This window comes from Massilia niabensis, from assembly GCF_042655085.1.
Taxonomy (GTDB): domain Bacteria; phylum Pseudomonadota; class Gammaproteobacteria; order Burkholderiales; family Burkholderiaceae_D; genus Telluria; species Telluria niabensis.
This window is the reverse complement of record NZ_JBHSMU010000019.1, coordinates 253,999-266,593: the sequence shown is the minus strand read 5'-3', so window position 1 is coordinate 266,593 and position 12,595 is coordinate 253,999. Positions and strand designations below refer to the sequence as shown.

General features: G+C 67.1%; 9 protein-coding genes. 4 read left to right on the top strand and 5 right to left on the bottom strand.

Annotated features, from left to right (window positions below; genetic code table 11):
* Positions 1–214: 214 nt before the first annotated feature.
* On the top strand, positions 215–1,399 hold the full coding sequence (locus tag ACFPN5_RS24495) for a cation:proton antiporter (protein ID WP_379786464.1): 1,185 nt from the start codon (positions 215–217) through the stop codon (positions 1,397–1,399).
* A gap of 2 nt (positions 1,400–1,401) precedes the next feature.
* Positions 1,402–2,523 (top strand): YbdK family carboxylate-amine ligase, encoded by a 1,122-nt coding sequence (locus ACFPN5_RS24490; RefSeq protein ID WP_379786463.1) that lies wholly within the window; start codon positions 1,402–1,404, stop codon positions 2,521–2,523.
* A gap of 57 nt (positions 2,524–2,580) precedes the next feature.
* On the opposite strand, the gene ACFPN5_RS24485 is transcribed toward ACFPN5_RS24490, so the two are convergent.
* Both ACFPN5_RS24485 and ACFPN5_RS24480 read right to left on the bottom strand, forming a co-directional pair.
* Positions 2,581–3,285: a GlcG/HbpS family heme-binding protein gene (locus ACFPN5_RS24485; RefSeq protein ID WP_379786462.1), complete on the bottom strand. Its 705-nt coding sequence runs from the start codon at positions 3,283–3,285 to the stop codon at positions 2,581–2,583.
* Positions 3,286–3,509: 224 nt separating this feature from the next.
* Positions 3,510–4,040, bottom strand: coding sequence for a MarR family winged helix-turn-helix transcriptional regulator (locus ACFPN5_RS24480; RefSeq protein ID WP_379786461.1), 531 nt, complete (start codon positions 4,038–4,040; stop codon positions 3,510–3,512).
* A 153-nt stretch (positions 4,041–4,193) separates the two neighbouring features.
* On the opposite strand from ACFPN5_RS24480, the gene ACFPN5_RS24475 reads away from it, so the two are divergent.
* A complete protein-coding gene (locus tag ACFPN5_RS24475; RefSeq protein ID WP_379786460.1) occupies positions 4,194–6,647 on the top strand; it encodes a penicillin-binding protein 1A in 2,454 nt (817 codons plus the stop codon).
* A 36-nt stretch (positions 6,648–6,683) separates the two neighbouring features.
* Here ACFPN5_RS24475 and ACFPN5_RS24470 read toward each other — a convergent pair whose 3' ends face one another.
* From ACFPN5_RS24470 to ACFPN5_RS24460, 3 genes are all read right to left on the bottom strand, one after another.
* Positions 6,684–7,523, bottom strand: coding sequence for a glucose 1-dehydrogenase (locus ACFPN5_RS24470; protein WP_379786459.1), 840 nt, complete (start codon positions 7,521–7,523; stop codon positions 6,684–6,686).
* 95 nt (positions 7,524–7,618) lie between these two features.
* Positions 7,619–8,719 (bottom strand): mechanosensitive ion channel family protein, encoded by a 1,101-nt coding sequence (locus ACFPN5_RS24465; RefSeq protein ID WP_379786458.1) that lies wholly within the window; start codon positions 8,717–8,719, stop codon positions 7,619–7,621.
* Between the two features lie 231 nt (positions 8,720–8,950).
* On the bottom strand, positions 8,951–9,130 hold the full coding sequence (locus ACFPN5_RS24460; RefSeq protein ID WP_379786457.1) for a DUF3606 domain-containing protein: 180 nt from the start codon (positions 9,128–9,130) through the stop codon (positions 8,951–8,953).
* 287 nt (positions 9,131–9,417) lie between these two features.
* On the opposite strand from ACFPN5_RS24460, the gene ACFPN5_RS24455 reads away from it, so the two are divergent.
* Entirely contained in the window at positions 9,418–12,555 is a 3,138-nt protein-coding gene (locus ACFPN5_RS24455; protein WP_379786456.1) for an amidohydrolase family protein, read from the top strand.
* Positions 12,556–12,595: the final 40 nt, after the last annotated feature.

Below are 12,595 nucleotides of genomic sequence, written 5' to 3'. Positions count from 1 at the left end.
TATAGTTGCCAAGAATATATAGATCAGGCAATATGGCTGAGCCTTGGAGCCGCTACCCCTGCGGCAACGGCGATCAGCGAGGCGTCCACACGCTTCTTTTGCGCCTCCGGGATGCCCGGAGGCCGTTTTTTGCGGAGGGCCCACCGCCCGGTGGCGCACGGCCAGGATGCATGCCGACCTTCCGCCGCACTTTCGCTTACCTTGGGAGAGCCGCATGCCTGACTATGCCGATCTTGGCTTACAACTTGCCTGGCCGCTGGCCATGGCGCTGGCCTGGATGGCCGGCGAACTGATCTACCGCTGGACTGCGCTGCCCAGGATTGCGGTCTACGGCCTCGCCGGTTTTTGCTTCGGCAACCTGGCCGCGGGCTACCTGCCGCCGTCCGAATCGAAAAACTTCATGCTGCTCGCGAGCCTCGGCTTCGGCCTGATCCTGTTCGAACTCGGCTACCGCATCAACCTGCGCTGGCTGCGCAGCAACCCCTGGATCGTCGTGACCTCGCTGCTCGAAGCGGCCGGCACCTTCGCCGCCGTCTACGCGGTCGCCCACTTCTTCGGCATGGAACGCCTGCCGGCCGCGCTGACGGCCTCGCTCGCGATGTCGAGCTCCCCGGCCGGCCTGCTGCGCGTGCTCAACGAGCAGGGCGCTGCCGGCCAGGTCACCGAACGTGCCATGCACCTCACCGCCCTGAACTGCGTGATGGCCGTCTTCACCTTCAGCGTCGTGGTCGGCATCGGCCTGTTCCAGACCTCGGGCGACCTGGCCCACGCGGCCGGCAGCAGCCTGCTCGTGCTGGGGGCATCGGCCGGCCTGGGCGCGCTGTTCGGCACCCTGGTCCCGCTCTGGCTGCGCCTGATCGACGCGGCCGAGGGCGCGACCCTGGCCTTTGCGCTGGCGGTCGTGCTGCTGGTCGCCGTCACCCATGTGCTGCAGTTTTCGCCCGTGCTCGCGGCCCTGACCTTCGGCCTCGTCGCGCGCCACCGCCGCACAGCGCTCAGCCCCGCCCAGCGCAACTTCGGCGTGCTCGGCGACCTGCTGGCGGTGCTGATGTTCTTCTTTGTCGCGACGCGCGTCGAGATGGAACACGTCACCGGCGGCATCGCGCTCGGCCTGTTGCTGGTACTGGTGCGGGCCGTGGTGAAGATCGGGGTGTGCACCGCGCTGGCCCGGGTCTCGGGCATTTCGGCACGCAAGGGCGCGCTGTCGGGGATGGCGCTCACGCCGATGGCGGTGTTTGCGATCCTGCTGATGGAACAGACCCACTGGATGGGCGTCGACCTGCTCGACAGCCTGGCGCCGCTGGCGGCCGCCATGCTCTTGCTCGACATCGCCGGCCCAGTGCTGACCCAGCGCGCCGTCGTCTGGGCCAACGAAACCCGTCTCGCCAAGGAGGTTTGAACATGGCACTCGCACCGTTCGCACAATCGCATAGCCTGACGATGGGGGTCGAGCTGGAGCTGCAGCTGGTCAGCCTGTCGGACTTCGACCTGGTGGCGGCCTCGCCCGACATGCTGGAGCTGCTGGGGCGCGCGCCGTTCCCCGGCAACGTCACGCCCGAGATCACCGAGAGCATGATCGAGATTAACTCGAGCGTGCATACCCACCATGGCGAGCTGCTGGGGGAATTGCGCCAGATCCGCGATACCCTGCTGCAGGCCGGCGACCGCCTGAATGTGGGCGTGTGCGGGGGTGGCACCCATGCGTTCCAGCAGTGGTCGCAGCGCAAAATCTTTGCCAAGCCGCGCTTCCGCGAAGTTTCAGCGCTGTACGGCTACCTCGCCAAGCAGTTCACCGTCTTCGGCCAGCACGTGCACATCGGCTGCGGCTCGGGCGACGAGGCCCTGTTCCTGCTGCACGCGCTGAACCGCTATATCCCGCACTTCATCGCGCTCTCCGGCTCTTCGCCCTTCCTGCAGGGCAGCGACACGCTGTTCAGTTCAGCGCGCCTGAACTCGGTGTTCGCGTTCCCGCTGTCGGGCCGGGCGCCATTCCTGCTCAGCTGGCAAGCGTTCGAGCGCGACTATTTCGCGCGCATGGAACGGACCGGCATCGTCAAGAGCATGAAGGACTTTTACTGGGACCTGCGCCCGAAGCCCGAATACGGCACCATTGAACTGCGCGTCTGCGACACGCCGCTGACGGTCGAGCGTGCCGCCGCGCTGGCCTGCTACCTGCAGGCGCTGTGCCGCCACCTGCTCGAGCGCGCCGAGCCGCCGCCGCTCGAGGACGATTACCTCGTCTATAACTACAACCGCTTCCAGGCCTGCCGCTTCGGGCTCGACGGCACGCTGGTACACCCGCAGACGCACGAGACGATTTCGCTGCGCGAAGACATCCTGGCAACCCTGCGCAAGCTGGAACCGCACGCACAGGCGCTGGGCAGCGAACCGGCGTTCGAGCACCTGTACGCGGAGACGCATACGGGCACCGACGCCCAGTTGCTGCGCGAGGCGCGGGAGGCCGGCGGCAGCACCGAGGCGATTGTGGATGCGGCGTTACGGCGGTTCCGCGAGGGCGGGTGAGCCCGCGCGAATGCAGGGGTGCGCCAGCGGCACCTGCGCACGCTGCGGGGCATGCGCTTACGGCGTCACATCCGTGCCGCCACATCGCGGATGCTGGAAGCCGGTCGGCGCAGTTCCGTTGGCGTAGATAATGTTATCGGTCCCGTCGGGCGCAACGCCGGCCGGTATCCTGTCCAGTCCGAGGTTTGCCAGCCTGCGCATGCGGTAAGCGATCGCATGGTCTGCGCAGGCGGTGTCGCCGCTCAGCCCCAGGCCGCCGATGACCTTGCCGGAAGCATAGAGCGGCACGCCACCGCCAAAGGTGATCACGCCGCCCGGGATGGCGCCGATTCCGCTGCCTTGAGGAAGGAAGTCCGGATTGAAGGGATTCGAATTGTTCAGTCCATACAGCGGGCCGCCAGGCTGGGTCGGCCCGTACAGGTTGGCCGTGGAAAGCGCCAGCGCGTCGTTGCTGAAACCGTTGGCCGTGTTTGCCTTGGCAATCGCGATCGCCCGGCTGCCAGGCCACGCGTCGCCCAACCTGATGACCGAGCACAGCACGCCCTGGCGATCGACTACCGCCGACCACATCCGGCTCGGACTGAACAGGCCGCCGTTATTCATCGTCGCGACACGGGCCAGTTGGGCCTGAATGGTGGCGACTGTCGCGGCAGGAATGCCGCATCGCTTCCTTTCGTGGTCGCCGTTATCGTTTGCAAGGGCTGCACCCGACATCCCGGTCAAGGCGATGGCGAGCAAGGCTTTCGATGTTCCCGGTCTCATGTTTGGCTCCTTTCCGTTTTTGCAAACAAGCCCCCGGCATGCGCTCATGCCGTTGGCTTGCGTGGTCAAAGGGGGGCATCGGCGCGGGGCCGTGGGCGGGCGACAATGTGAAGCTGTCGGCAGCGTTTATTTTCGGTGATTGTCTGCCCGTGCTTCCACGGTCATTTGTGAAAGATCAAACCCGTGCAGCGGAAGTCGGACAGAAGCCGGGTTGCCCGCCCGGATCAAAGCTGCGCCAGCGGCACCTGCGCGCTCGTCGGATCGGCGGCCAGCACCTCGATCAGCCGCGCCAGGTCCTGCTCGAGCCGCTTGAGGGTGGCTTCGTCGAGGCTGGCCAGGGCGTCCGGAAGCACGCCGGCAAACGGCATTGGCGCGCGCTGCAGCAGGGCATCGGCGGCGGGCAGGGCACGCAGGGCGACGCCGCGCCGGTCCTGGCCCTCGCGCGCCGCCGTGATCAGACCGCGGCCGGTCAGGGTGCGGACCAGGTTGCTGGCGGTGGACTGGTGGATGTCGAGCGCGCGTGCCAGTTCGGTCACACCAATGCCGGGCGACCCGGCGATCACGGACAGGGCCCACAGTTGCGCGCCACCGAGGCCGGCGTCGCGCTCGACCTGGCGGAAATGCGTTTTGACGGAGTTGAACACGATCCGGAACTGGCGCAGCACCCGTGTTTCCGCGGCGAGCTGAGGCGTCAGGGCGGGCTCGGTGGTGGCGGCCGGGGCCGAAGATTCACTAATAAAATTTTGTGAAGACATTGTGACATTGTAGCGGAACGGCGGCCGTACGGTGTCGCGTTGGGGCCGGCAAGGCGGGCTGCCCCGGTTCGGCTGCGGCGTGCCCAATCGTAACCCTGGCCGCCGTCGGCTATACTGCGCAAATAATAAGGCAATCGGAGCGCAAGGACATCAGTGGACCAGGACGAAACAACCCGCAACAGTACCCACGGCGCCGACAACGGCATCCGCCAGCAGGCAAGGGATTTGTTCGGCAGTGCCAGCAACCGGGCCGGGGCGGGCTACCGGCAGGCCCACGGTTTCCTCGAAGGGCGGCCGCGCGGCCAGCAGGTGCTCATCGTCGGCGCGGCAAGCTTCGCCGGCCTGCTGGCGCTGCTCCTGGCCTACCTGGTCATCCTGATCCCGCTGACCCCGAGCGTGGACGACCTGAAGCAAGTCAATAGCGCGCGCCCGACGGTCATCCTGACGGCAGACGGCAAGGAAATGGGCACGTTCGAACAGGGCTTGCAGGAGCGGGTCAAGCTGTCGCAGGTGTCGCCGCACGTCATCAAGGCCCTGATCTCGACCGAGGACCACCGTTTTTATGAACACCACGGCGTCGATTTCACCCGCATCGCCGGCGCGCTGCTGGCCAGCCTGAAGGGCGACGCCCAGGGCGGCTCGACCATCACCCAGCAGCTGGCGCGCAACATGTTCCCCGAAGAGATCGGCCGGGCGCGCAGCATCAACCGCAAGCTGAAGGAACTGATCACCGCGATCAAGATCGAGAACACCTACAGCAAGACCGAGATCCTGGAAGCCTACCTGAACACGGTGCCTTTCCTGTACAACGCGCGCGGCATCGAAATGGCGGCCCGGACTTACTTTGACAAGCCGGCCATCAAGCTCGATGTGCTTGAAGCGGCGACGCTGGTGGGCATGCTGAAGGGCACCTATTACTACAACCCGGTGACCAACCCGGAGCGTTCACTCGGGCGCCGCAACGTGGTGCTGGGCCAGATGGCCAAGCATGGCGCGTTCTCCGAAGCGCGCCTGAAGGCCCTCGTCAAGCGCCCGCTGAAGCTGGACTTCGAGCGCCAGGTCGAGCGCAATGGCCGCGACAACCACTTCACCGCCCACGTGCGCAAGTGGCTGCTGGCATGGGCCGACGAAAACGACTACAACCTCGAGCTCGACGGCCTGGTGGTGCACACCACGCTCGACGCCGACCTGCAGCAGGCCGCACTCAAGGCCGTCGAGCGCCAGGCGGGCGCCCTGCAGGCGGTGGCCGATGTCGAGTGGGCCAATTCCTGGCTGCCGGGTTCCACCTCGACCGGCACCTATGCCTCGATGCGCACCGGCGTCGCGCCTTTCGACTACTACTGGCGCACCCATGGCGCCGAGCTCAATGCGTTCGTGCGCGAAAGCAGCGCCTACCGCAAGGCCGTCGAGGGCGGCGAAGCGCCGGCGGCGGCGCTCAAGCGGATCAAGGCCGATGGCGACTTCATGCGCGGACTGCGCGCAGCGAAGACGCGCCTGGAAGCGGGCTTCGTGGCGATGGACCCGATGAGCGGGGAAGTGAAAGCCTGGGTCGGCAGCCGCGATTTTGCCAAGGACCAGTTCGACCACGTGGCCCAGGCCCTGCGCCAGCCCGGCTCGACCTTCAAGCCGATCGTCTACGGCGCGGCGCTGGAAAACGGCATCTCGCCCGAGCAGCCGTATGTCGACGCGGTGATGGAAATCCGCGCCGCCGACGGCACGGTCTGGAAGCCGACCGACATGTCGGGTACGACCGGCCGCCAGCTGACCATGCGCGAAGGCCTGGTGCATTCGAAAAACACGATCACGGCGCAGGTAATGCAGGACGTCGGCCTGCCGTCGGTCATCAAGCTGGCCCAGAACATGGGTGTGCGCCAGAGCAAACTGTCGGCCGTTCCCTCGCTCGCGCTGGGCACCAGCCCGGTGACGCTGCTGGAAATGGTCAGCACCTATTCCACCATCGCCGCCCAGGGCGAATACCGCAAGCCGGTGTTCGTGCGCCGCATTACGGACCGCGAAGGCAAGGTCATTGCGGATTTCGGGACGACCACGCCGGAGCGCGCCATGTCGCAGGCCTCGAGCGTGACCCTGATCGACATGCTGCGCGGGGTGGTCAACCGCGGCACCGGCACCGGCGTGCGCTCGCGCTTCGGCGTCAACGGCGACGTCGCCGGCAAGACCGGCACCACCCAGAACAATGCCGACGGCTGGTTCATCCTGATGCACCCGAACCTGGTCGCAGGCGCCTGGGTGGGTTTCAACGACAACCGCGTCACGATGCGCAGCAACTACTGGGGGCAGGGCGGCCACAACGCAATCCTGCTGGTGGGTGACTTCTTCCGCACGGCCCTGGACGCCGGCAAGGTCGACAAGGCAGCCATCTTCCCGGGCGGCCGCCCGCCCGCCGCGCCGCGCATCCAGGTCGAGGAACCGCAGGAAGAATTCATCGAGCCGGGCGAGCTGATGGAAGGCATCCCGGCCGATGAAGCGGCCCCGCCGGCGCCGCCGGCGCCGGTCGAGACGGAGGGCGAGGAAGAGGAAGAGGAAGAGGCGCCGATGGAGGGCGTGCCTCCGCCTCAACCGGTGCCGACTGGCGAGTTGGACTTGTAGGGTGAGCGCGCGGCGCCTGCGCCGGCCGCGCCCGCCCTACAAAATCGGCGTCCCGCCCGTCACCGCGATCCGCGCCCCCGAGATATAGCTCGCCTGGTTTGACGCCAGCAGCACGTACACCGGCGCCACCTCGGCCGGCTGGCCGGGGCGCTTCATCGGCACCTGCTGGCCGAAACTCTCCACCTGGTCGGGCGGCATCGTGGCCGGGATCAGGGGCGTCCAGATCGGTCCCGGCGCCACCGAATTCACGCGAATCCCTTTTTCGGCCAGCAGTTGCGCCAGCCCGCCCGTGAAGTTGGCGATCGCCCCTTTGGTGGTGGCGTACGCCAGCAGCGTGGGCTTAGGGTTGTCCGAGTTGACCGAGGTGGTGTTGATGATCGACGAGCCGGGCGCCATGTGCTTCACGGCTGCCTTACAGGTGTGGAACATTGCCGTGATGTTGACCGCAAAGGTGTAATCCCATTCCTCGTCCGGGATCTCTTCGATCGAATCGTGCGACATCTGGAAAGCGGCGTTATTCACCAGCACGTCGATCTTGCCGAACTCGCTCACCGCGCGCTCGACGATCGCCCGGCAGTGGGCGGGCTCGGCCAGGTCGCCCGGCATCAGCACGGCCTTGCGTCCGGCTTCCTCGACGAGGCGCGCGGTTTCCTGGGCGTCCTCGTGTTCGTTCAGGTAGGCGATCAGCACGTCGGCGCCTTCGCGCGCGAAGGCAATCGCCACCGCGCGGCCGATGCCGCTATCGCCGCCGGTGATGATGGTGGCTTTGTCGAGCAGCTTGCCCGAGCCCTGGTAACTGGTCTCGCCGTGGTCGGCCTGGGGCGTGAGCTGGGATTCGACTCCCGGTGGCTGCTGCTGTTGCGCGGGCTGGTTCATCGCATGCTCCTTTTTGGTGGTCGTGTTCAGAACTCTAGCCAAGGCGCGCGCAGCGGGGCGCGCGCAAGGAGGAAGCGCGGGCGCGATCCGGAAATCTAGGTCCCTTTCGGCAGGCTGCGCAGCGAGGCCGGATGGCGCGCTCTGGCGTCGTCCGGCAGCGGAGGCGTGTTTCCTTCCAGCGGCTGCACCAGTACCTGCTGGGCGCGCGGCGCGGTGGAGATGCCAAGGTCGGCGAACATCTGCATCGAGGCCAGGATCACCGCCTGCTGCGTGTCCATGTACAGGTCGTAGTCGGCGTCGAGGATCGTGTAGATGATTTCCCACTCGATGTATTCCTGCGTGTACTTCGCCAGGTGGGCGCGGTCGAAGCGCACCTTCTCGTGGCGGGCAATGAACTCCGCCACTGCGGTCGGCACTTTTGCCGCCAGCTGTGGCGGCGTGTCCGGATGCGCGCGCAGCTTGTAGACGATGCGGCGCGTGACCATGCGCTTGAAGTTCGAGACCGTGTCCTTCAGCAGTTCCGCGTTCGAGACGATGATCTGCTCGCCGCTGGAGGCGCGCAGGCGCGTCGTCTTCAGCCCGACTTTCTCGACGGTGCCGGAGGTGTCGCTGGTCGAAATGAAGTCGCCCACTTCGAACGGCTTGTCGATCGCGATCGACAGCGAGGCAAACAGGTCGCCGAGGACGTTCTGCACCGCCAGCGCGATGGCAATGCCGCCGATCCCGAGGCTGGCGACAAAAGTCGAGATGTTGATGCCGAGGTTGGCCAGCAGGGCCAGCGCGAAGATCACCCAGACGCTCGTCTGCAGCACCCAGATGATGAGGGTATGGGCGACCGTCACCTGCGAATCCTGGGTGACGTTGCCGTGGGTGGCGAAGTAGCGGCGCGCGGTGACCTTGATCGCGCTGTGCAGGTAGATCGCCAGCTGCAGGCCGACGGTCAGGAACCAGAGGTGGCTGACGCGCGCATTCCAGGGCGCCGGCAGATCGAGCGCGGACAGGCCGATCAGGATGGCGGTGAGGAAGACGACCAGGTTGCTGGTGCGCGCCAGGGTCTTGCGCAGCACTTCGGCAACGGGGCGGTGCGCGGTTTCGTCGGATAGTTGGTCGAGGCGGTGGCGGAAGAAGACCAGGGCGCCGTGGATGGCGACGAAACTGAAAACGGCCAATGCCACGGCAAACAGGGCATTGGGCAATGTGATGTCTAGGGATGCAACAAAGGCGCGGAAATCCACATTGGGCTCCTCTTATGGAAGGGGTGGCGCAAGGGTGCGCAGGAATGTCGTTGGACCGGGCGGTGATTGAGCCGGCGGACTGGCGCCGCCGGTTGCTGCGTGAACAGGAGCGAAAAGTGGCCGCTGGCAGGCGCCGCGGCCCCTTGACACTGCGCTATGGGACGCAGGGCGCGTCCGTACACCTATGCGTGATCAGCGCTTCTTCAGGTGCTCGCGCACGGCGTTCGCCGACACGCCCACCTCGGACACTGCTTTTTCCAGTTGTTCGCGGTTCACGCCGAGCGCCTCGGTCCAGTAGCGCACTTCGTGCTCTTCGTTGACGTTGATCCGGGAACGGTCCTGTGCACCAGCATCTTGCAGATTATCGGCCATGATGAGCTCCTGTTGACGAGTTTGTAAAAAGTATGCCGGCGCAGGCAAAGCTCGTCCGTTAGGCATTTCACTTTAACTACATATTTCTCGTCGTCCAGCGTTTACTCACCAAAGTTCCCTCCCGACAGCGCCTATGCTTGAGCTAAGTCAGCCAGTGCGCAATCGATCGCCCAGCCATTTCCAAGCGGACCCAACCGTCAGCCTCCCGTCAGACGCACTGTCGAACATGGATGAGTCAGCCGCGCACCATATTGGTGCATTTTCGCAATCATTCTGGAGGTAACGACATGAAGACTCAGAAAGAGTTCCCGCGCCTGCTTTCGCGTCCCATCGCGCGTCCCCTGGTGCGTACCGCACTCGCCGTCGCCGTCGGCACGGCCGTCCTGACCGCCTGCCAGTGGCCGGGCAGCAGCAGGGTCGACGAGACCAACAACCTGCGCGGCCCGACGCGCGACGTGACGGTCGAATTGCGCGAAGGCACCAACATGGCAGCGGCGCCTTCCCCCGACGGTCGGCGCATCGTGTTCTCGGCGCAGGGCGCGCTGTGGGTGATGCCCGCCGCAGGCGGTCGGGCCGTCCGCATCACCGACTGGCGCCTGGAACCGACGCACCCGGTCTGGTCGCCCGACGGCAAGCGCATCGCCTTCCAGAACTATGCACCGGAGGGCAATTTCCACATCTGGACGATCAGCCCCGACGGGCGCGATGCCACCGAGCTGACGGACGGGCCGTTCGACGACCGCGAACCGGCCTGGCTGCCCGACGGCAGCGGCCTGGTGTTCTCGAGCGACCGCAGCGGCGATGGCCAGTACAAGATCTGGACCGTCGGTGCGCGCGGCAGGGGCCTGCGCCAGGTGACGACCGGGCCCGGCATGGAAGCCAACCCGGTGGTCTCGCCCGACGGCGCGCGCCTGGCCTATGTCGACGGCGCCAACGTGGTCACCGCTCCCTTCACGGGCGGCCCGCCGACCGTTGTCGCTCCCGGCTTTGCCCCGGCCTGGACGCCGGACGGCGGCGCGCTGGTGTACCAGAACGCGGCGCGCCAGCTCGTCGTCGGCGGCGCCCAGGTGACGACCGACGAAGACATCTTCCCGTTCCCGGTGCGCTTCCTGCCGGACGGGCGCTTCCTGTACACGGCCGACGGCCATCTCCGCACCCGCACCGCGAGCGGCGCGAACCGCCAGGATATCGGCTTTACCGCGCAACTGACGCTGCGCCGCCCGGTGTTCTCGAAAGAGAAGGACCGCCGGTTCGACAACCTGCGCGAGCGGCGCGTCATGGGCATCAGCGCGCCCGTGCTCTCGCCGGACGGCGCGAGCATCGCCTTCGTCGCCCTGAACGACGTCTGGACCATGCGCATCGGTGAAGCACCCGTGCGCCTGACGAACGACCCGGACCGCGACGCCAATCCCCAGTGGACGGCGGACGGCAGCGCCGTCTATTTCTCGTCCGAGCGCGGCAACGCCGGCCAGCTGGCCGTCGACCAGGTCGAGCTTGCCTCGCGCACCCGCACCCGGCTGGCCGCCATCCCGGGCCGCTCGATGGTGACGCCGAAGCTCTCGCCGGACGGCACCCGCATCGCCTACACCACGCTCTCAGGCCAGCTGGAAATCTGGAACCGCGCCACCGCCTCGCCGGAAGTGATCATCGCCTCGGTCAGCACCCAGGTCAGCACGCCGCAGTGGACGCCGGACGGCCAGCGCATCATCCTGGTGGACAACGAGCGGATCAACAACCGCTTCCGCGAGGGCTATAACAAGCTGCGCGTGATCGACCTGGCCACGCGCACCGGCACCTTCCATGCGGTGGCGCCGATCCCGCAGCAGATCTCGGAGCGCGACGAGGGCGCGGCCGCGCTCTCGCCCGACGGGCGCTGGGTTGCCTTCATCATGGACTCGAAACTGCACGTCATGCCCCTCGGCCCCACCGGCGCGCCCACGGGCCCGGCCCGCAAGGTGTCCGACGACATGGCCGACCTGCCGGCCTGGGGCGGCGACTCGCAGACCATCCTGTACAAGTCGGCCGAGCGCGTGCGCACGGTGCGCTTCGACGGCAGCGCCGGCCGTCACATCCGCGACATTCCGGTCCGGCTGTCGTGGCGCCAGGCCGTGCCCGAGGGCCGCACCGTGATCCACGCGGGCGCCCTGTGGGACGGCGTGGGCAGCGCGCTTCGGCGCGACGTCGACATCATCGTCGAGGGAAACCGCATCGTCTCGGTGGTGCCGCACGCAGATCACCGCACAGGCGACAATGCCGGAGCGCGCGTGGTCGACGCCAGCGGCCTGACGGTCATGCCCGGCCTGATCGAAACCCACCTGCACCCGCTCACGCTGTACCAGGGCGGCCAGTTCGGCCAGATCGCGCAGCTGATGCTGTCCTACGGGATCACCACCGCGCAGTCGGTCGCCGGACCCCTGCACCAGAGCGTCGAGATGCGTGAAGCCCTGGACGCCGGTAACCTGGTCGGCCCGCGCCTGTTCGTCTCGCCGCCGCTGTGGGAAGGCAACCGCCTGTTCTACCACTTCGCGCGCACCCTCCGGACCCGGGCCATCGCGGATATCGAGATCGCCAAGGCCAAGCGCCTCGACGCCGACTTCCTGAAGAGCTATGTGCGGGCGCCGATCCCGATCATGGAGCGCATCGCGCAAGGGGCGCTCGACCTGGGCGTGCCGAGCGGGACCCACATGGTGCAGCCGGGCGCCGCCACCGGCCTGGCGGGCACGACGCACCTGTCGGCGACCCAGCGCATGGGCTACGGCTGGTCGAAGTCCTTCGCCCGGGCGATCACTTACCAGGACGCGGCCGATATCTACGGCAAGGCCGACTTCCGCCTGATCGACACCCTGTTCTCGGCCAGCGCGCTGGCGGGGCTCGATCCGGGCATCGTCACCGACCCGCGCTTCGTCCTGGTGCCGCCGAACTTCGTGCCGGGCTTGCAGAATGCCCAGCCGCCGACCGCGGCGCAGATCAGCACCATCATCAATGACGCGACCCAGCAGGCCAAGGTGAAAGCCGCCGGCGCGCTGGTGGCGAACGGGACCGACTCGCCGCTGGTAGTGCCGGGCATCTCGCTGCACCTGAACATGCGCGGGGCGGCGCTGGTGCAGGGTAACCTGCAGGCGCTGTATTCCGTGACCCGCGACGCGGCGAAGATCGCCTTTGTCGGCAAGGACCTCGGCACGGTCGAACAGGGCAAGCTCGCGGACCTGATCGTGGTGCGCGGCGACCCGCTGGCCGACCTGCGCGCCGTGGCGGATGTGCGCCTGATCATCAAGAACGGGCGCGTCTTCACCCAGGACGACATCCTGGCGCCCGCGCGCACGCCCGAGCAGCTGGAGGCGCGCCGCCTGGCACTCGAAGCGCAGGACAAGCTGTGCCGCGAGGACAAGGCGCACTGCGAGGAAGGAGGGGCCCACGCGCATTAAGCATCAGCCATGCTGGCTCCTCGGCGGTGTTTCGGGTAAC

What these genes read in the sequence shown, in the direction of transcription:
- ACFPN5_RS24495 (WP_379786464.1), top strand. Translation starts at nt 215, where the DNA reads ATGCCTGACTATGCCGATCTTGGCTTACAACTTGCCTGGCCGCTGGCC.
- ACFPN5_RS24490 (WP_379786463.1), top strand. Translation starts at nt 1,402, where the DNA reads ATGGCACTCGCACCGTTCGCACAATCGCATAGCCTGACGATGGGGGTC.
- ACFPN5_RS24485 (WP_379786462.1), bottom strand. Translation starts at nt 3,285, where the DNA reads ATGAGACCGGGAACATCGAAAGCCTTGCTCGCCATCGCCTTGACCGGG.
- ACFPN5_RS24480 (WP_379786461.1), bottom strand. Translation starts at nt 4,040, where the DNA reads ATGTCTTCACAAAATTTTATTAGTGAATCTTCGGCCCCGGCCGCCACC.
- ACFPN5_RS24470 (WP_379786459.1), bottom strand. Translation starts at nt 7,523, where the DNA reads ATGAACCAGCCCGCGCAACAGCAGCAGCCACCGGGAGTCGAATCCCAG.
- ACFPN5_RS24460 (WP_379786457.1), bottom strand. Translation starts at nt 9,130, where the DNA reads ATGGCCGATAATCTGCAAGATGCTGGTGCACAGGACCGTTCCCGGATC.
- ACFPN5_RS24455 (WP_379786456.1), top strand. Translation starts at nt 9,418, where the DNA reads ATGAAGACTCAGAAAGAGTTCCCGCGCCTGCTTTCGCGTCCCATCGCG.